11 protein-coding genes are annotated in these 17,942 nt (G+C 74.6%); 7 read left to right on the forward strand and 4 right to left on the reverse strand.

Translation table 11 applies throughout. The annotated features are described in order from the left end of the window. Positions 1-144 precede the first annotated feature (144 nt). Positions 145-939 carry a thioesterase II family protein gene (locus tag DQ392_RS07255; protein WP_114014664.1) on the reverse strand — a complete coding sequence of 265 codons (795 nt, stop codon included), beginning with the start codon at positions 937-939 and terminating at the stop codon, positions 145-147. Further along, positions 936-6,977 (reverse strand): type I polyketide synthase, encoded by a 6,042-nt coding sequence (locus tag DQ392_RS07260; RefSeq protein ID WP_114014665.1) that lies wholly within the window; start codon positions 6,975-6,977, stop codon positions 936-938. The genes DQ392_RS07255 and DQ392_RS07260 overlap by 4 nt, the downstream gene beginning before the upstream one ends. A gap of 111 nt (positions 6,978-7,088) precedes the next feature. Here DQ392_RS07260 and DQ392_RS07265 point away from each other — a divergent pair, with 111 nt between their 5' ends. From DQ392_RS07265 to DQ392_RS07285, 5 genes are all read left to right on the forward strand, one after another. Continuing rightward, positions 7,089-8,027, forward strand: a complete 939-nt coding sequence (locus tag DQ392_RS07265) for a VOC family protein (RefSeq protein WP_114014666.1) — start codon at positions 7,089-7,091, stop codon at positions 8,025-8,027. Positions 8,028-8,464: 437 nt separating this feature from the next. Further along, positions 8,465-10,351 carry a bifunctional metallophosphatase/5'-nucleotidase gene (locus DQ392_RS07270; protein WP_425470500.1) on the forward strand — a complete coding sequence of 629 codons (1,887 nt, stop codon included), beginning with the start codon at positions 8,465-8,467 and terminating at the stop codon, positions 10,349-10,351. Between the two features lie 144 nt (positions 10,352-10,495). Continuing rightward, a complete protein-coding gene (locus tag DQ392_RS07275; RefSeq protein ID WP_114014667.1) occupies positions 10,496-11,392 on the forward strand; it encodes an MBL fold metallo-hydrolase in 897 nt (298 codons plus the stop codon). A gap of 56 nt (positions 11,393-11,448) precedes the next feature. After that, positions 11,449-12,021 carry a hypothetical protein gene (locus tag DQ392_RS07280; protein ID WP_114014668.1) on the forward strand — a complete coding sequence of 191 codons (573 nt, stop codon included), beginning with the start codon at positions 11,449-11,451 and terminating at the stop codon, positions 12,019-12,021. A gap of 150 nt (positions 12,022-12,171) precedes the next feature. Beyond that, on the forward strand, positions 12,172-13,584 hold the full coding sequence (locus tag DQ392_RS07285) for a glutamate-cysteine ligase family protein (protein ID WP_114014669.1): 1,413 nt from the start codon (positions 12,172-12,174) through the stop codon (positions 13,582-13,584). Between the two features lie 105 nt (positions 13,585-13,689). Here DQ392_RS07285 and gdhA read toward each other — a convergent pair whose 3' ends face one another. Together gdhA and DQ392_RS07295 are read right to left on the reverse strand one after the other, a co-directional pair. Next, positions 13,690-15,039, reverse strand: coding sequence for an NADP-specific glutamate dehydrogenase (gene gdhA / locus DQ392_RS07290; protein ID WP_114014670.1), 1,350 nt, complete (start codon positions 15,037-15,039; stop codon positions 13,690-13,692). Between the two features lie 161 nt (positions 15,040-15,200). Further along, on the reverse strand, positions 15,201-17,012 hold the full coding sequence (locus tag DQ392_RS07295) for a glycoside hydrolase family 15 protein (protein WP_114014671.1): 1,812 nt from the start codon (positions 17,010-17,012) through the stop codon (positions 15,201-15,203). Positions 17,013-17,182: 170 nt separating this feature from the next. Here DQ392_RS07295 and DQ392_RS07300 point away from each other — a divergent pair, with 170 nt between their 5' ends. Both DQ392_RS07300 and DQ392_RS07305 read left to right on the forward strand, forming a co-directional pair. Then, positions 17,183-17,602 (forward strand): CBS domain-containing protein, encoded by a 420-nt coding sequence (locus DQ392_RS07300; protein ID WP_114014672.1) that lies wholly within the window; start codon positions 17,183-17,185, stop codon positions 17,600-17,602. 132 nt (positions 17,603-17,734) lie between these two features. Then, the gene (locus DQ392_RS07305; RefSeq protein WP_114014673.1) at positions 17,735-17,929 is read left to right on the forward strand and encodes a hypothetical protein; all 195 of its coding nucleotides are present in this window, start codon (positions 17,735-17,737) and stop codon (positions 17,927-17,929) included. Positions 17,930-17,942: the final 13 nt, after the last annotated feature.

The raw sequence follows: 17,942 nt of genomic DNA on the forward strand, positions 1-17,942 counted from the left end.
GCGGGTTGGCGGCGCCGGGGAAGCGGAGCGCCCCCACGCCCCGCGTGTCCGACTGCCGCGCCGGCGCCGACGACTGGCCCGCCTCAGGAGCCGTACCGAAGCGGTCGCCTCACCGCGGGTGGCGGACCTGTTCGTGGCCGGCTTCTAGCCGAGTGCCGCGCGCAGGACGCCGACCACCTCGTCGGTGCGCTCGCCCACGAAGAAGTGGTCGCCCGGCACGGGACGGAAGGTGAAGGGTCCTTCGGTGAGGTCTTGCCAGGCGCGCATGGCGCGGGGCGGCAGCGAGGTGTCCGCCAGCCCGGCCAGCGCCGTGACCGGGCAGCGCAGCCGGGGCCCGTCCGCCGGTGCGTACGTCTCCACGAGGGTGAAGTCGGCGCGCAGTGCGGCGGCCGCCAGCGCGACGGCCGCCGGATCGTCGAAGAGTTCGACGGGCACCTGCCCGTACAGACCCAGTGTGGTCATGAACGCGGCGCGGGGCAGGTCGTGCACCGGCTCGCGGTCCAGCGGCAGGTGCGGCGGGCGTTGCGCGGCGACGGCCAGCCCGAGCGGCACCCGGCCCGCGGCCTCCAGCCTGCGGGCGGCCTCGTAGGCGACCAGCGCCCCCAGGCTGTGCCCGAACAGCGCGTAGCCCGCCTCCGTCTGGGCCGTCAGCTCCACCAGAACGGGCAGCAGCTCCTCCATCAGCCCTTCCATGGTGGTGTGGGCCGGTTCCGTCGCCCTGCCCTCCCGGCCGGGCAACTGCACCGGCACCACCTCGACGTCCGCGGCGAGCAGCCGCTGCCACGGGAGGTAGGCGGACGCCCCCTGTCCGGCGCACGGGAAGCACAGCAGCCGCGCCCTTGCCCGGTGGCTGTGGGCGGGTTCCGGTGCCGGGACGGGGGCCGGCGGGGGGAACGGCAGCCACGGGTCGGTACCCGGTGCCGGGGCGGGCCTGCTCATGCGGTGATGATCCCTGCGATGGCGCGTACGGTCGGGTTCTCGATGAGGGTGGCGATCGGCAGTTCGGTGTCGAACTCCCGGCGCACCCGGGCCGCGAGCTGGACGCCGACGAGCGAGTTGCCGCCGAGTGCGAAGAAGTCGTCGTCCATGCCGATGTCGTCGATACCCAGCGCGTCGGACCACAGCTTCGCCAGTCGTGCGTGGGTGCTCGCCGGGGCCTCGTCCGCTCCCGGCCCCGCGCCCCGCCCGGCCGCCGAGGCGGTCGGCCCGGCCGCCGGGACGGCGTGTTCCGGTGCCTGTCCGGCCTGCGCGATCACGTTCTGGGTGAGTGCCTCGACGGCGCGCAACCGCTGCCGGATGCCTTCCGGGACGACGACGATCTGCGGTCCGAGCCGGTCGCCGAGGATGTGCCAGAGCGCCTGGATGCCCTCTTCCGGGCGGATCGCGAACGCGCCGCCGATGCCCGACCCGGCGGGCGGGCCGGCCGGTGGGCCGGTGGGCACCTGAGCGGACGGTTCCTCGGGGGCCCGCACAGCGGAAGCGGCCCGCTCGGGTGTCGGCGCGGCACTCGCGCGCGTCACCAGGCTGTCGCGGAACGCACCCGGGTCCCAGATGCGGACCGTGTAGCCCGTCACGTCCACCACCTCGCGGCCTTCCGCGTCCGTGAGGGTGAGGTCGAAGGTGACCATCGTGCGGTGCGCGCCGCGCCGCCGTGTGTAAACGTGCACGACCGGCGGAAGCGGGCCGCGCAGCGTGACGCCGCTGATGGTGAACGGCAGGTAGCTCTCCCCCGTGGGCCCGAGCTCCGGCAGGTAGACCGCGTTGGAGGTCGCGGCGTCGAACAGCGCGGGATGCAGCGGATAGTCGGCCAGCTCCGCGAGATACGGCGCGGGCATCTCGATCCGTGCGAGGGCCGAGGAGCCGTCGCGCCGCAGTTCGGCGATGTTGGTCCAGCGCGGCCCGAAGTCGATGAGCCCCGGCTCGGGTTCGTACGGCTCGGTGTCGGGCTTGACGACGGGGAAGCACTCGCGCAGCACCTCCAGATCGTGTACGTGTGCCGGGCTCTTGGGAGCGCTGCGGACGTGGCCTGTGGCGTGTTCCGTCCACTCCCCCTCGTCGTCGCGGCGGCTGGCGACGGTGAAGCGGTAGCCGTCCCGGTCCGGGTCGAGGGCCGTGCGCAGGGCGGTCGGTGCGGTGAGTGTGAGGACGGAGAGGAAGGTGACGTCGCTCAGCAGGAGCGGCACCGGCGCCACCGGGTCACCCGCCAGCGCCTCGGCCCCCGCGGCCCGCGCCATCTCCAGGTACGCCGTCGCGGGCCACACAGGTGTGCCCGCGACACGGTGCTCCCGGGAGACCCAGTTGCTCTCGCCGTCCACCACGGTGCGATAGACGATTCGGGCACCGTCATCGGTACCGGCACCGGTGACGGTGCCGACTCGCTCGCCGAGCAACGGGTGGGTCCCGGGTGCGGACTCTGGACCGGGACGGTCCCCGGTCCAGGAGGCGGACGTGGGCTCGGGCCCGGGACCGGACGAGGACTCCGCCCCCGGCGCTGACGCGGGCCCGGGGACTGAGGCGGGGCCGGGCGCGGGCACCGACACGGACTCGGCTGCCGAAACGGGCACGGAGACCGGCACCGGCTCCGGCACCGACGCGGACACCGGCTCGCCCGCCACGGGGGCCGCGGCCTCGGGCTCGGCCCCCGCCGCGGGCGCCCGGTCGCCAGCGGCGGCCAGCGCTCCCGCTTCCACCGTGGTACTGCCGGCCTGGAGGGCGCGGAAGGCGGCCGGGGCGAGGGCGTCCGCCTTGGCCGCCATGCCGACCTCTGCCCAGGCGTCCCAGTTCACGGAGACGGTGAAGCCGGGACCCTCGGCCGCGCGGGCGTGGGCGTAGGCGTCCATGAAGGCGTTGGCCGCGGCGTAGTCCGTCTGCCCGAGGTTCCCGGCGACCGAGGTGATGGAGGAGAAGAGCACCATCAGCTCCACTCGCTCCCCCAGCAGCCGGTCCAGCACGAGGGTGCCGCGCACCTTCGAGGCCATGACGCGTTCGGCCTCGGCGCGGCTCTTGAGGGCGAGCAGACCGCCGCCGGGGACGCCCGCGGTGTGGAAGACGCCGTCGACCGTGCCGCATTGGTCCTCGGCCTGTTCCACGACGGCGCGCATCGCCGCCTCGTCCGTCACGTCGGCGCGGCACACGAGTACCTCGGCGCCGTATCCCTGGAGGCGCCGCAGCAGCCGCACCGTCTCCCGTGCTCCGGGGCCGGTCCCGGCACCGCCACGCTCGCCGCCGCCGTCGCTGCCGCCGCCGTCGCTGTTGTCGGCGGCGATCTGGTCCCACTCCTCCTGGGGTGGGAAGGCGGAGCGGGAGGTGAGGACGAGGCGGGCGCGTACGGCCTTGGCGAGCCCTTCGGCGACGGCCAGTCCGATACCGCCGAGCCCGCCGGTGATCAGGTAGGTGCCGCGTTCCCGCAGGGGTCCCGCGGCTCCGCGGACGCGTGGCTCGGGCACCGGAGCGTAGGAGAGCAGCCAGCGGCGGCGGCCGCGCAGGGCGATCCAGCGGTCGCCGCAGGCGGCGAACGCGGGCGCGGTGCCGCCCGGCCTGGCCAGTTCCTCCAACAGACCTGCGGTGTGGCGCTGTTCGGACAGGTCGAGGCAGCGGACGGCGATGTCGGGCAGCTCCTTGGCCAGGACGTCGCAGACGCCGGTCACCGCGGCGCGGGCGGGCTCGACCGGCTCGGCGCCCGTGACGGCACGCAGCCGGGAGCCGGCCACGTCCCAGCGCATGCCAGGCGCGCGTGCGGTGGTGCGCTCGGCGTACGCCTGAGCGAGGAAGAGCACGCTGAAGAAGCCGAGGTCCAGCCAGCCGGCGACGTCGTCGGTCCCGTAGGTCTCGTCGGGTGGTCCGAACAGCCAGCCGTGCAGGACGCGTTCCGGCGTGAGGCCGTCGGCGGCCAGGGCGTCCGCCAGCGCGTCGTAGTCCTCGCGCGCTCCGGGGCGCACCAGGTAGCGGCTGCCGGTCAGCCGCGCGAACGATGCGCCGGGTTCGACCGTGACGACCTGGCCGCCCGCGCGGCGCAGCGCCGTGACCGTCTCGTCGAGACCCGCACCTTTGCGGAAGACCAGCCAGGTGTGGGCCAGGGAGGCGGTGGCGGGTGCCGGGGCGCTCTCCTCCCGCCATTCGGGCCGGAAGAGGGAGCGTTCGATCGGGCGGCGTCCCTCGTCCGGCTCGTGCCGCTGCTCGTCGGCGGGTGCGGGGGTGGCCGGTTTCCCGCCGGGGTCGAGCCAGTGCTCGGTGCGCTGGAAGGGGTAGGTGGGCAGCGGGACGCGGTGCCACTCGCCGCCCAGGTAGGCGTCCCAGTCGATCTGTGCGCCGGCGGACCACAAAGCTCCCACCGCGCGGGCCAGGCAGCCCGGTCCTTCCTCGGTGCCCTGCGGGGAGGGCATGGTCGGTGCCACGGTGCGGTTCCGCTGCCCGGAGGCGAGGGCCTGCGCGCGGGTGAGTCCGGTGAGCACCTGCCCGGGGCCCGCCTCGGCGAACAGGAGGTCGCTGTCGTCGAGCAGCAGCCCGACGGCGGGCGCGAAGCGCACGGGGGCGCGCAGGTGCCGCGCCCAGTAGGCGGGGTCGACGGCCTGTTCGTCGGTGATCCAGGTGCCGGTGACGTTGGAGAGGAACGGCAGCGTCGGGGCGTGGAGTTCCACCTTCGCCACCTCGGCGGCGAAGGGCTCGCAAGCGGGCTCCATCATCGCCGAGTGGAAGGCGTGCGAGGTGTGCAGCCGCTGTCCGGTCACGCCGCGCTCGGCGAGAGCCGCCTGCACGGCGTCCACCGCCTCGTCGGGCCCTGAGACGACGGTGAGACGGGCGCCGTTGTGGGCGGCGATGTCGGCGCCCTCGACCCGCGGGAGTTCCTTTGCCGCCAGCGGCACGGCCAGCATGCTGCCGCCGGGCAGTTCCTGCACCAGCGCGCCGCGCCGCACCACCAGCCGCAGCGCGTCGGCGGGTGACAGGACGCCGGCGAGACAGGCCGCGACGTACTCGCCGACGCTGTGCCCGGCCATCGCTGCCGGGCGCAGCCCCCACGCGCCCAGCAGCCGCGCCATGGCGTACTCGACGGTGAACAGGGCGGGCTGCGCCAGGGCGGTGCGGGTCAGGCGGGCGGCCGCGCCCGGCTCGTCGGCGGCGAACATCACCGCGGTGAGGTCGGCGTCCAGCAGCGGCCGCGCCACCCGTGCGCACTCGTCGACGGCTTCGCGGAAGACGCTCTCCTGCTCGTAGAGCCGCTGCCCCATGCCCAGGTGCTGCGAGCCCTGCCCTGGAAAGAGCAGGGCCACGGGCGCGCCGTCGGCCGGTGCGGGAGCGGCGTCGGTGGGGGCGGCGCGCAGGGCCCCGGCGGGTCCGTCCTCGCCGGGGACGACGGCGGCCCGGTGCCGCAGGTGCGGGCGGCCACGGGCGAGCGTGGCGGCGACGTCGTGAAGGTCCCCTCCTGGGTCGGCTTCCAGCGCGTCGGCGAGGCGGCCGGTGGCGGCGGCGAGCGCGGCGGGGGTCCGCGCCGAGACGGTCAGCAGCGGGGGGCGCCCCGAGTCGGGGCGCCGGATCTCCCGTGGCGGGGGCGGCTGTTCGACGACGACGTGCGCGTTGGTGCCGCCGACGCCGAAGGAGCTGACCGCGGCGAGCCGCACGTCGTGGTGTGCGGGCCAGTCGGTCAGGCCGGTGTTGACGTGGAAGGGTCCGCTCTCGAAGTCGATGGCCGGGTGCGGCCTGCGGTAGTTGATACTCGGCGGGATGCGGCCGTACCCCAGGGCGAGGACGGCCTTGATGAGCCCCACGACGCCCGCGGCGGGCCCGAGGTGGCCGACGTTGCCCTTCACGGAGCCGATCGGGATGTCGGCGACGCCGGTGTGGCCGAGGTCGCGGTAGGCACGCGTGAGCGCGTTGACCTCGATGGGGTCGCCGACGCGGGTGCCGGTGCCGTGGGCCTCGACGTAGCCGATGCGCGCCGGGTCGATCCCGCTCTCGCGCATCACCCGCCGGATGAGCCGGGCCTGCCCCTCCACGCTGGGTGCGGTGAAACCGGCCTTGAGGTTGCCGTCGTTGTTGATGGCCGAGGCCCGGATGACGGCGTGCACGTGGTCGCCGTCGCGCACCGCGTCGGCGTACCGCTTGAGGACGACGGTACCGACGCCGGTCCCGAAGATGGTGCCGTCGGCGTCGGCGTCGAAGGGGCGCACCCGGCCGGTGAGGGAGAACATGCCGCCCTCGGCCGCGTGGTAGCCGGTGATCCGGGGCAGTTCGACCTGGACGCCGCCGGCGACGGCCGCGTCGCACTCGCCGGTGCGCAGCGCCCGGCAGGCGGTGTGCACGGCGACCAGCGAGGTGGAGCAGGCGGTCGCCACGTTGACGCTCGGCCCGGTCAGACCGAGGTGGTGGGAGACGGCGGTGGTGAGGTAGTCGGCGGCGTTGGCGACCATCACGCCGACCTCGCCGAGGAACGCGGACGCCTCGGGGCGCGCGGCCACGTTCCACTCGCGGTAGAGGTTGGGCGCGCCGCCGCCGTAGACACCGACCACGCCGGGGACGTGGAAGGGGTCGTATCCCGCGTGTTCCAGCGCGGTGTAGGCGGACTCCAGGAAGAGCCGGTGCTGGGGGTCGCGGACCTGGGCCTCGCGGGGTGTCAGACCGAAGAAGCGGGCGTCGAATCCGGCCACTTCGCCGAGGGCCGGTTTCGCCCTTACGTAGTGGGGGTCGGCCAGTGCGGAGTCCGGGATTCCGGCGGCGCGCAGCTCCTCGGCGTCGTAGCGGGTGACCGACTCGACGCCGCTGGTGAGGTTCGCCCAGAAGGCGTCGGGTCCTTCGCTGCCGGGGACCCGGAGCGCCATGCCCACCACTGCGACGGCGTCCCGATCGTGCGGTCGGGGACCCGTGTCCGAAGCGGGACCGCGTTCGTGGGCGCGCGCGTCGGCCTGCCGGTCTCCGGGCTCCAAGGCGGGCCCCCGCGGGTTCGTCCTGTGCACCGTACAGCCCCTTCCCCGATGATCTCGCATCCTCCGCCGCGACCAACTCGCGCGTCAATGCGTACAGTTCGACTATGACGTACGGCGGGGGGCGCGTTCCGTCTTCCGCCCGCGCCCCGCGGACGAGGGAGGAGACAGCCGGTGCCCGAACCCGTGTCCTATCCGGCGGGAGCGCTGTGCTGGGCCGATCTGCGGACGGCCGATCCGGTGTCCGCCGAACGCTTCTACGCGGCGGTGCTGGGCTGGTCCTACGTGCGCACGGGACCGGCGTACGGCCACTACGGATACGCCACCTGGCAGCGGCACATGGTGGCCGGTATCGCACGGTCGGACACCGGGGAGCGCGACGGCGCCGAAGGGCGGTCCGGCGCCGGGGAGGGGGACGGCGGTGGCGCGGAGGCGAGTTGGATCGTCTCGTTCGCCACACAGAGCGCCGACGCCCTCGCGGACCGCGTGGCGGCGGCCGGCGGCGAGGTGCGCCACGGGCCCGAGGACTTCGGGGTGCTCGGCCGCACCGTCGCCGCCGTGGACCCGGAGGGGGCGCACGTCGGCTTCTGGCAGGCCCGCGCCCACCTGGGCGCGGGCCTGTTCGGGGAGCCTTCGGCGCTGTGCTGGGCGGAGCTGGCGGTGCGCGACACCGGCAGGGCCGACCGGTTCTACGAGACCGTGCTGGGCGTGCGTGTCACCGCCCACGACGCCGCCGGCGAGGAGCACTACGCCGCGTTCCGGCTGCCGGACGAAGACACGGAGGGCACGGGAGACGCGGAGGGCGTGGGAGGCCCGAGCGGCACCTCCGCCCGGCGCGACCCGGGCGGCGCGTTCGGCGCGCCCGGCGAGGCGGTGGCGGGGCGCACCGTGCTGGCGGCCGGGCCGCCCGGCGCCGAGCCGTTCTGGATGCCCTACTTCGGGGCGCGCGACGCTCAGCGCACCGTCGACGTCGCGCGGCAGGAAGGCGCCGCCGTGCTGTACGAGGGGGTGAACGGCCAGGGCCGCGACGTGGCCGTGCTCCGCGACCCGCAGGGCGCCGTGTTCGCCGTGCTGGAACTTCCCGGACCCCAGGGCGGGCCGGGCGCCGCCTGAGCCGCAACGGCTGGGGCACGACTCGGGATTCGGGCGTCCATCGCCTGTCGCGGCCCGCCGCCGAGCCAGTGGGGTGCGCGCCCGTCATCGGGTGCACGGGCCCTGCTCTACATGGCCTGCCCCGCGGCGTAGCCGCACATCGGGCGCGTACGCCTCGTGCCCTCCACACGTGCCCGCCCGTCCGGCGCCCGGAGGGGCGGGCACGTGTGCGGGCGCCCCGGGCGGCAGGCCCGCGCGATCCGGGCAGGAGGCACGCGGCCTCCCGCTCCCGGTGCCGACCGTTGCCCACCGGTGCCACTCCTACGGGTGGATCAGCGGCGGTCTTCGCCCCTGCGCGACCTGACGGCGCTTTGATCGGCGCGGTGGGCGGCCTACGCAACGTGCGGCCGGCGGCCCCGCACCGTGACCGTACTCATGGAAGGCACCTCGTGCACACCGTGCAAGGAGCACCACCCCATCAGCGCTCCGGCGTCCGCCGCGTGCGCGCCCGCGGCAGACTCGCCCTGGCAGGGGCGAGCGCGGCGCTCGTCCTCGTCCCCGCGCTGACCGCCGCCTCCGCCGCGCCCGGCGAGGGGTCCGGGGCGGGCAAGACGACGCCCGTCCAACTGCTGGCCGTCAACGACCTGCACGGCAACCTCGACGCCGTGGAGGGCCCCGCGGGATCCGTCTACCGCGAAGGGCCCGGCGGCGAACCCGAGCGCGTACAGGCCGGCGGCGTCTCGCGGCTGGCCACGCTGCTGGACCGGGCCAGGTCCGACGCCGAGGGGGCCGACTCGCTGACCGTCGGGGCGGGCGACATGATCGGCGGCAGCCCGCTGCTGTCGGCCGCCTTCCACGACGAGCCCACCGTCGACGCCCTGGAGATGCTGGGTCTGGACGTCAGCTCGGTGGGCAACCACGAGTTCGACGAGGGGCCGCGGGAGCTGCTGCGCATGGACCGCGGCGGCTGCCACCCCGAGGACGGGTGCGCCGACCCCGACCGGCCCTACGACGGCGCCGACTTCCCCTACCTCGCCGCCAACGTCCTGCCTAAGGACGGCGCCGCAGCGGACAAGCACCCCGCCGCCAAGAAGGCCGGGAAACCCGGGAAGCCCGGGAAGAAAGCCGGGGCGGGCAAGCCGATCCTCCCGCCCTACTGGATCGAGAAGCTGCCGAGTGGCGAACGCGTCGGGTTCATCGGCCTGACCACCAAGGACACGCCCTCGGCCGTCAGCGCCTCGATGACCAAGGACCTGGTCTTCGAGGACGAGGTCGCCACCATCGACAGGTACGCCGACGAGCTGGACCGCAAGGGCGTCAAGGCCGTGGTGGCGCTGGTGCACGAGGGCGCGGAGCCGCCCGGCAGGACGTACGACGCCGAGTGCGACAAGGACGGCCCCGCCAGCGAGTTGAACGGCCGGATCAAGGGCATCGCGAGCACGGCCTCGCCCAAGGTCGACCTGTTCGTCACCGGGCACTCGCACGAGCCGTACGTGTGCACCGTCGAGGACCCGGCGGGCAACCCGCGCAAGGTCACCCAGGCCGCCTCCTTCGGGCGCACGTACACCGACCTGCGCTTCGACATCGACAGCTCCACCGGTGACGTGGTGCGCCGCTCGGTCAGCGCGCGCAACCACATCGTCGGCCTCGACACCCCCAAGCAGCCGCGGGTGGACAGCGTCGTCGAGAAGTGGCGGGCGCGCTCCGCGGACCTGGCGAACCAGCCGGTGGGGTACATCTCCGACGACATCCCCGGGCGCGGCTCCCCCGATCCTGAGACGCCGCTGGGCGATCTGATCACCGACACCCAGGTGGAGGGGGCCCGGGGCGAGGGTGCCGAGCTGGCGCTGCTCAACTGGGGCGGCATGCGCTCCGACCTCGTCTACCGGGCCTCGGGCGACGAAGGGGACGGGGTGGTGACGTACGGCGAGGCCTTCCAGGTGCAGCCGTTCGACAACCCGCTGGTGACGATGACGCTGACCGGCGACCAGCTGCTCACGGTGTTGCGCCAGCAGTTCTCCGGCGCCAACGAGGGCTATCCGCAGGTGCTCCAGGTCTCCGACGCGCTGCGCTTCGACGTCGACATGGCGCGCAGTGGCGCCGCCAGGCTGCTGGAGGACTCCGTGCGCGTCGGCGGCGAGCCGCTGGAGCCCTCGCGGGACTACCGGGTGACGGTCAACGACTTCCTCGCCGAGGGAGGCAACGGCTTCGGCGCCCTGAAGGGGGGCACCGACCGGGAGGCCACCACCACCGACCTGGCGGCCTTCACCGACTACATCAAGAACCACTCCTCTCCCGACGACCCGATCGCGCCGCCCAAGGCGGACCGCATCACCTGGCGCTGACCCCGCGCCACCCGGCCGGGAGCGGTCCCGCCGCCGACCGGCGGTCTTCCACTCCCGGCCGGGCCTGAGGTGTCCTGGGGGCACACAAGGACGTACGGGTGCGCACGCGCGGTGCCCACGCGTGCGCCCAGGAGGGAGTCCCGCATGGAGACCACAGCGCCCGCAGGCGAGACCGGTTGGTACGTGGACGACAGGTGCACCGACTGCGACGTGGCCCGCCAGCTCGCCCCGGGCCTCATCGCCCAGGGCGAGGGCCGTTCCGAGGTCGTGCGGCAGCCGCGCGACGAGAGCGAGACGCGGCAGATGCGGGCCGCCGCGCTCGCCTGCCACACGCGCTCGATCCGTCCGGCGGGCGGGCGCTTGGACCCGGCGGCGCCCGACCCCTTCCCGCTCGCGCTGGAGCCGGACGTCCTGCTGTGCGGCCACAACTCCACGCACACCGCGGGCGCCAACGCGTATCTGCTGCGGCGCCCTTCCGGCACGTGGATGATGGTCGACACGCCCCGCTTCAGCGAACGGCTGGCCGAACGCTACGAGGCGCTGGGCCGGTTCACCGACGTGCTGCTCACCCACAGGGACCACGCGGCGCACGGCCGCGGCTGGGCCGACCGGCTCGGGGCGCGGCTGTGGATCCACGAGGGCGACCTGGACGCCGCCCCCGACGCCGACCAGGTGCTGCGCGGCACCGACCCGGTGGACGTCGCGGAGGGGGTCCGCGTCTTCCCGCTGCCGGGACACACCCGCGGCAGCGTCCTGTACGTCGCCGACGAGCGCTACTGCTTCAGCGGGGACAGCTTCTACTGGGCGCGGACCCTCCAGGACATCGAGGTGGCGCAGAGCGTGACCTGGTACTCGATCGAGGAGCTGGCCACCTCGCTGGCCAGGACGGTGGACGCGCTGCGCTTCGAGTGGCTGCTGCCGGGGCACGGCGGGCGCAAACAGCTGCCGGCGTCCGAAATGGCGCGGCGGATGGAGCGGTTGGCCGACCGCGCGAGGGGGATGAGGCCGCGGCCCGTCGACTTCACCGCACTACGCTGGTAGCGCCCGCGGCATGTCCGGCGGCGGGTCCGCCGCACGCCGCGAGGAGCCCCACACCCATGACCACCACTGTGAGAACCGCTCGCCTGGTCACCGACGTCCTGCAACCCCGCAACACACTGCTCGCAGGACTCACCGGGCTGGGGATCGCTGCCGCGGGTGACTGGACGGGGGCGCCGTGGGGGCTGTTCGCCGCCCTGTGTGCGGGCGTCGTCCCGGCCTCGTACATCGACTGGGAGCGGCGGCGCGGCACCTGGGGCGACCGGCACGTGGTGGACCGCGGGCAGCGGCTCCCGATCTTCCTGGTGATTCTCGGCTCCGTCGGTCTGGGTGCGCTGGTGATGCTGCTCGGGCGTGCCCCCGCCGACCTGTTGGTCGCCATGGTGGCCATGTGGGCGATGACCGTGTGCCTGATGACGGTGAACTCGGTGTGGAAGATCAGCGTGGACGCGGCGGTGGCCTCCGGTGTGGTGACGATGCTGGCGGTGGTGCACTCGCCCTGGTGGCTGGCCGCCTACGCGGTGGTGGCGGCCGTGTGCTGGTCGCGGATAGCGCTGACGTACCACACGGTGGCGCAGACGGTGGCCGGCGCGGCGCTCGGCGGGATGACGTCGAGCGCCTGGCTGTGGTGAGGGCGCCGGGCGCCGTGAGCGGGCGGCCCGCACCCGAAGGGGTCACCCGGGTGGCGGCGGGTTCGGCGTGACGGCGACGACGGGCGCGAGGATGGTGGCGTTCTCCCCGTCCGCCGCGTCGTCCGCCGCCCGCCCCCGCCGAGGTACGCCATGGCTTCCCCTTCCGCTCCTCCACCGCTGACCCGGGCCGCGCTCCGCGGCGTCTTCGCCGGTGCCGCAGGCGCGGGTGCGTCCGGCGCGAGTGTCGTCGGCGCGGGTGCGGGCGGGCCGCGTGAGTTGGTGGGCGTCGAGGTGGAGACGGCCGCGGTGGACCCGGTGACCGGCGCCGCCGTGCCCTACGGGGGCCCGCGCGGGCTCCGCGCCCTGCTGGAGCTGCTGGCCGCCGAGTGGCCAGGCGCCGCACCCCTGTCCGACCGCGCGGCGCTGACCGGGGTCCGGCTGGCCGGGGGCGGCACGGTCACGCTGGAGCACGGCGGCGCGGTCGAGTACTCCTCGCCGCCGCGCTCTTGCGTGGCGGAGCTCGCCCGGGTGACGGACACGGCCCTGCGCGAGGTGGCCGCCGCGGCGCGGCGACTCGGCTTCGCCCTGGTACCGGGAGGGCAGTACCCGTTCACGGCTCCCCACGAGGTCTCCTGGGTGCCCCACTCGCGCACGCCCGTGATGCGGCGCCACTTCGAGAGCCTCGGCCCCGCGGGGTCCGGCGGCCCTTGGGTGATGTCCCTGGCGCTGTCCACCCAGGTCTCCCTCGACGTCACCTCGCCCGACGACCTGGCAGACAAGCTGCGCACGCTGGCCGCCGTCTCCACACCGGCCGCCGCGCTGTTCGTCAACGCGCCGCTGGAGGGCGGGCGGCCGTGCGGGCTGCTGTCGCGGCGCATGGACAGTCTCCGCCGCACGGACCCGGCCCGTACCGGTGTCATCCCGGCGATGCTGCGGCAGGACGTGGACGTCGAGAAGGTCGTCGACTGGGCGCTGACCCTCCCCATGATCCACCGGGCAGCGCCGGACGGCGGCCGGTGCCCGGCGCCCGCTGCCGGCTTCGGCACCCTGTTGACGACCGGTTTCCCCGACGGTGGACGGCCGGGGCTCGCCGACTGGCGCTCACACCTCTCCCAGATCTTCTCCGACGTCCGGGTACGCGAGACGCTGGAGCTGCGCGCCGTGGACGGCCCGCCCTACCGGGCGCTGTTCGCCGCGCCCGCCTTCTTCAGCGGGCTCGGCTACCACCCGCCCGCGCGGGAGGCCGCCCGGGAGATGCTGCACGGCATCAGTCCCCGGGAGCACCGGGCCGCCCTGGAGGAGATCGCCCGCCGGGGCCTGGGGGCGCGGCTCGCGGGGCGCCCGGTGCGCGAGGTCGCCGCCGAGCTCCTGCGGTTGAGCCGGGCGGGCCTGCGGGCCCGGGTCGCCACCGGCGCGGAACGCCCCGAGGCCCTGGCCTTCCTGGACCCGCTCGACGAGGTCCTGGACGAGGGCGTCACCTTCGCCGAACGGATGCTCGCCGAGCGCGCCCGCGACCCGGCCGGCTTCCCCGCACGCCACGTCGCCCGCCACCGCGTCCCCTGAGGCGGTGCGCCCCCGAAGGGGGCCACCGGGCCTGAGGCGGCAGCGCACCGCAAGGGCCGGTACGGGGGTGTGCCCGCGGCCGTGCGCCTCATGGGCTCAGGCCGCTCAGACCACGCCCTGGTCGCGCATCGCGTCGGCGACGCGGAGGAACCCGGCGGCGTTGGCGCCCAGCACGTAGTCGTCGGGCGTACCGAACTCCTCGGCGGCGGCGACGCACTGGGTGTGGATGTCGCGCATCACGGCGGCCAGGCGCCCCTCGGCCTGCTCGAAGGGCCAGGAGTCGCGGGCGGCGTTCTGCTGCATCTCCAGGGCCGAGGTCGCCACCCCGCCCGCGTTGGCTGCCTTGCCAGGACCGTAGAGGACGCCCGCCTCCCGCAGCACCTCGACGGCGTAAGGGGTGCAGGGCATGTTCGCGCCCTCGGCGATGGCCTTGACGCCGTTCTTGACCAGGACCACCGCGTGCTGCTCGGTCAGCTCGTTCTGCGTCGCGCACGGCAGGGCGATGTCGCAGGCCACGTCGTAGACCGAGCCGCGGGTGCTGAAGCGGGCAGCCGTGCGGGCCTCGGCGTAGGTGTCGAGGCGGCTGCGGCGCTCCAGCTTGATCTCCTTGAGCAGGTCGAGGTCGAGTCCGTCCTCGTCCACCAGGTAGCCGGAGGAGTCGGAGCAGGCGATGACCTGCGCGCCGAGCTCCTGCGCCTTCTCGATGGCGAACAGCGACACGTTGCCGGAGCCGGAGAGGACGACGCGGCGGCCCGCCAGGTCCTCGCCGCGGGTGGCGAGCATCTCGCGGACGAAGTGCACGGTGCCGTACCCGGTCGCCTCCGTACGGGCGTGCGAGCCGCCCCAGCCGGTGCCCTTGCCGGTGAGGACGCCCGCCTCGAAGCGGTTGGTCAGCCGCTTGTACTGGCCGAACAGGTAGCCGATCTCCCGGCCGCCGACGTTGATGTCGCCCGCGGGCACGTCGGTGTGGTCGCCCAGGTGGCGGTAGAGCTCCGTCATGAACGACTGGCAGAAGCGCATGACCTCCGCGTCGCTGCGGTTCTTCGGGTCGAAGTCCGCGCCGCCCTTGCCCGCGCCGATGCCGAGACCGGTCAGCGCGTTCTTGAAGATCTGCTCGAAGGCGAGGAACTTCACGGTCCCCAGCCCCAGATCGGGCACGAACCGCAGCCCGCCCTTGTAGGGGCCCAGCGCGCTGCTGAACTGGACCCGGAACCCGCGGTTGACGTGGACCTCTCCGGCGTCGTCGGTCCACGGCACCCGGAAGAGGACCTGCCGCTCGGGCTCGACCAGCCGCTCCACCAGCTTCGCCTCGGCGTACTCGGGCCGCTTGCGCAGCACCGGCTCAAGGCTGTGCAGCACTTCGTGCACGGCCTGGTGGAACTCGGACTCACCGGGGTTCCGGCGCAGAACGTCTGCGTACACCGCTTCGATACGGCTGCTGGCATCCACGGGCATCTCTCCTCGTCACTCGCCACGCCCGGCCCGGTCCCGAAAGGCCGTGCGGCTCACGAGGGTACGTGCCGGTACCACGCGCTCCGCTCTCGGGTGGCGAAAACCACTTTCCACGGCGGAGTCACGCTCCGTGCCCACGGCGGGGTCGTGCTCCCGCGGCGCGGTCACTCCTCGGCCAGCCGGACCGCGTTCTCCAGCAGCAGAGCGTGCACGAACCCCTGCGGCAGGTTGCCGCGCAGCTGGCGCTGCTCGACGTCGAACTCCTCCGCGTACAGGGTCGGCGGCCCGTACGCGCCCCTGTTGCGTTCGAACCAGCGGAAGGCGGCGGGGCGGTCACCGAGGCGGTCGACGGCCAGGGACATCATGAAGCCGCACAGCAGGAAGGCGCCCTCCGCCGCCGCGAGCGGCCGGTGGTCGTGCCGGAAGCGGTAGACGTAGCCGTCCTCGGCGAGCTCCGCCTGCACGGCGGCCACGGTGCGGGCCGCGGTCGGGTCCTCCTCCGGCAGGCAGCCGCGGGCCAGCGGCAGCAGGACGCCGGCGTCCATGTTCGGGTCGTCGGCGGCACGGGCCCACACCCCGTCGCCGCGCAGACAGCGGGCGCGGGTCCCCTCCAGCACGGTTGCGGCGAGCCGCTGGTGGCGCCGCGCCTCCCGCTCGGGCAGCTGCGCCGCCAGGGCCCGCAGACCGGCCACCACGCTGAGGCGGGAGTGCGTCCACCAGCGCTTCTCCAGCTCCCACAGCCCCGCCTCCGGCTGCTGCCAGTTGCGCTCGACGGCCGCGACGGCGACGTCGACCGCGCGGCGCACGTCGGGGTTGTCCAGGTGGCCGTGGGGTGCGGCGGCCGCGTACAGCTGGAGGACCTCGCCGAAGGTGTCGAGCTGGAACTGGCCGCCCGCCTTGTTGCCGACCCGGTCGCTGCCGCCCGGATAGCCGCTCAGCCCCAGGCTGTGCTCGTCGGGGACGCGCTCCCCTGTGACGGTGTAGGCGGGCCGCAGCGAGTCGCCGTCCGCCAGGACACGTGCGGTGACGAAGTCGACCGCGCCGTCCAGCAGCGGGTGCGGTCCGTGCGCGGCCACCGCGATCCCCGCGTAGCTCTGGTCACGCAGCCAGGCGTACCGGTAATCGTAGTTGCGGCCCTCGCCCGCGTGCTCCGGCAGAGAGGTGGTGGCGGCCGCCGCCATGCCGCCGGCGCCGCTGGTCAGCCCCGTGAGCACCGCGTACGCCTGCCGCGCGTCCCGCGGGGCCAGCAGGTCCGAGCAGTCGGGCACGGACTGCCGCCAGCGGCGCTCGGTCTCCTTCCACAGGCCGTGGGGCTCCAGCCCGGCGCCAGCGGACGCCCGCTCGGTGGCGATCTCCAGGACGAGGTCGCGCCGCTCGCCCTCCCCGAGGACGAACCCGCCATACAGCGCCCCGTCCGCCCCCGGCCGGGCCTCAGGGGCGCCGGACCAGCGCATGCGCAGCCCGCCGCCGAAGGTCTCCCACACGGCACCCTGGCCCCCCACGGAGCCCGGCCCCTCCTGCGACCGCCGCCACGCGCCCATCGCGGCCTTGCCGAAGCCCGGACGGGGGTCGAGGTACATGCGCACTCCGGCCCCCGAGGACGGCCCGCGCTCGACGCTGATCTGGCGCAGGACTACGAGACGCTCAGGCGTGGCGGGCAGGGCCAGGGCGTCCCGGGTGAGGAGCACGGCGTCCGCGGTCACCCAGCGGCTGACGCGGATGAGGGTGCCGCTCTCGTAGAAGCCGCCCGACACCTGCCAGTCGTCGTCGGGGAGCAGGGCGTACCGGCCCGCTCCGCCGATGAGCCGGGAGAAGACCGCGTCACTGTCCCAGCGGGGCGCGCACATCCACACGAGCTCGCCCCGCGGGCTGACGAGGGCGCCGCGCTCGCCGTCGCCGAGGAACGCGTAGTCCCGCAGCGGCCACGGCTGCGTGCCGTGGCCGCGACGTCGCTGAGAAGACACCTCCTGCGTCATGGTCGCGACCCTAGTACCCGGCGCCCGGTGGGTGCGGAACACGGCTGACCGGCGGCGCGACTTCGGCGGCGCGGCCTTCCCGCCGTGCGGCGTGAGCGGGGCGGCGCCGGGTACCCGCAGGGCCCGCGGCGGCGTTCCGGAGCCGCCGCCCGTGCTCAAGGAGGCGGACCATGGTCCAGCAGGTGCACGACGTCATGACCGCGGCGCCGGTCGCCGTCGGCACGCTCACCGGCGTCGGCGAGGTCGCGCAGCGCATGCGGGACGAGGACATCGGCGCGGTACTGGTGACGGAGCGCGACGAATTGCGCGGCCTGGTCACCGACCGTGATCTGGCGATCCGCGTGCTGGCCGAGGGCCTCGACCCCGGCTGTACGACGGTCCGGGAGGCGTGCAGCCCGCAGCTGGTCACCGTCGCACCGGGCGACGAGGTCGGCCGGGCGGTCGGACTGATGCGCGAGCACGCGCTGCGGCGGCTGCCGGTCGTCGAGAACGGCGAGGCCGTGGGCGTGGTGGCGCTGGGTGACCTGGCGGTCGAACACGACACGGACTCGACGCTGAGCGAGATCAGCGCCTCCTCGTCCAACACCTGAGGAGCGGCGGCCTCCGCGGGCAGCCGCTCCGCTTGGTGTGCTGCGGCAGATGGGTGTTCCCTGGACGGGAGGAACCAGGGAAAACGACTGCAAAGGGAACGAACGGTATTTCTTCGAGGTGAGGAGCTGGACATGTCCAAGCGCCAACCCGACCAGGCGGGCAACGAGCCGGACCAGATCCGCGGGCCCGAGGAGCGCCGTATCCACGGCGGCATGCCGGACAAGCCCGACGACGACGAGCTGGCCCGGCGTACCGAGGAGGAGCGCGTCGAGGCCGGGGTGGACGACTACGACCCCGACGACGTGCCGCCCGCGACCGAGAGCTGACCGCACCGCAAGC

The organism is Streptomyces reniochalinae, assembly GCF_003323735.1.
GTDB lineage: Bacteria > Actinomycetota > Actinomycetes > Streptomycetales > Streptomycetaceae > Streptomyces > Streptomyces reniochalinae.

Bases quoted from the DNA above. Each gene is read 5' to 3' on its own strand.
- DQ392_RS07295 (WP_114014671.1), bottom strand. From the start codon at position 17,012: ATGACGCAGGAGGTGTCTTCTCAGCGACGTCGCGGCCACGGCACGCAG.
- DQ392_RS07305 (WP_114014673.1), top strand. From the start codon at position 17,735: ATGTCCAAGCGCCAACCCGACCAGGCGGGCAACGAGCCGGACCAGATC.
- DQ392_RS07300 (WP_114014672.1), top strand. From the start codon at position 17,183: ATGGTCCAGCAGGTGCACGACGTCATGACCGCGGCGCCGGTCGCCGTC.
- DQ392_RS07280 (WP_114014668.1), top strand. From the start codon at position 11,449: ATGACCACCACTGTGAGAACCGCTCGCCTGGTCACCGACGTCCTGCAA.
- DQ392_RS07255 (WP_114014664.1), bottom strand. From the start codon at position 939: ATGAGCAGGCCCGCCCCGGCACCGGGTACCGACCCGTGGCTGCCGTTC.
- DQ392_RS07285 (WP_114014669.1), top strand. From the start codon at position 12,172: ATGGCTTCCCCTTCCGCTCCTCCACCGCTGACCCGGGCCGCGCTCCGC.
- DQ392_RS07275 (WP_114014667.1), top strand. From the start codon at position 10,496: ATGGAGACCACAGCGCCCGCAGGCGAGACCGGTTGGTACGTGGACGAC.
- DQ392_RS07260 (WP_114014665.1), bottom strand. From the start codon at position 6,977: ATGCGAGATCATCGGGGAAGGGGCTGTACGGTGCACAGGACGAACCCG.
- gdhA (WP_114014670.1), bottom strand. From the start codon at position 15,039: ATGCCCGTGGATGCCAGCAGCCGTATCGAAGCGGTGTACGCAGACGTT.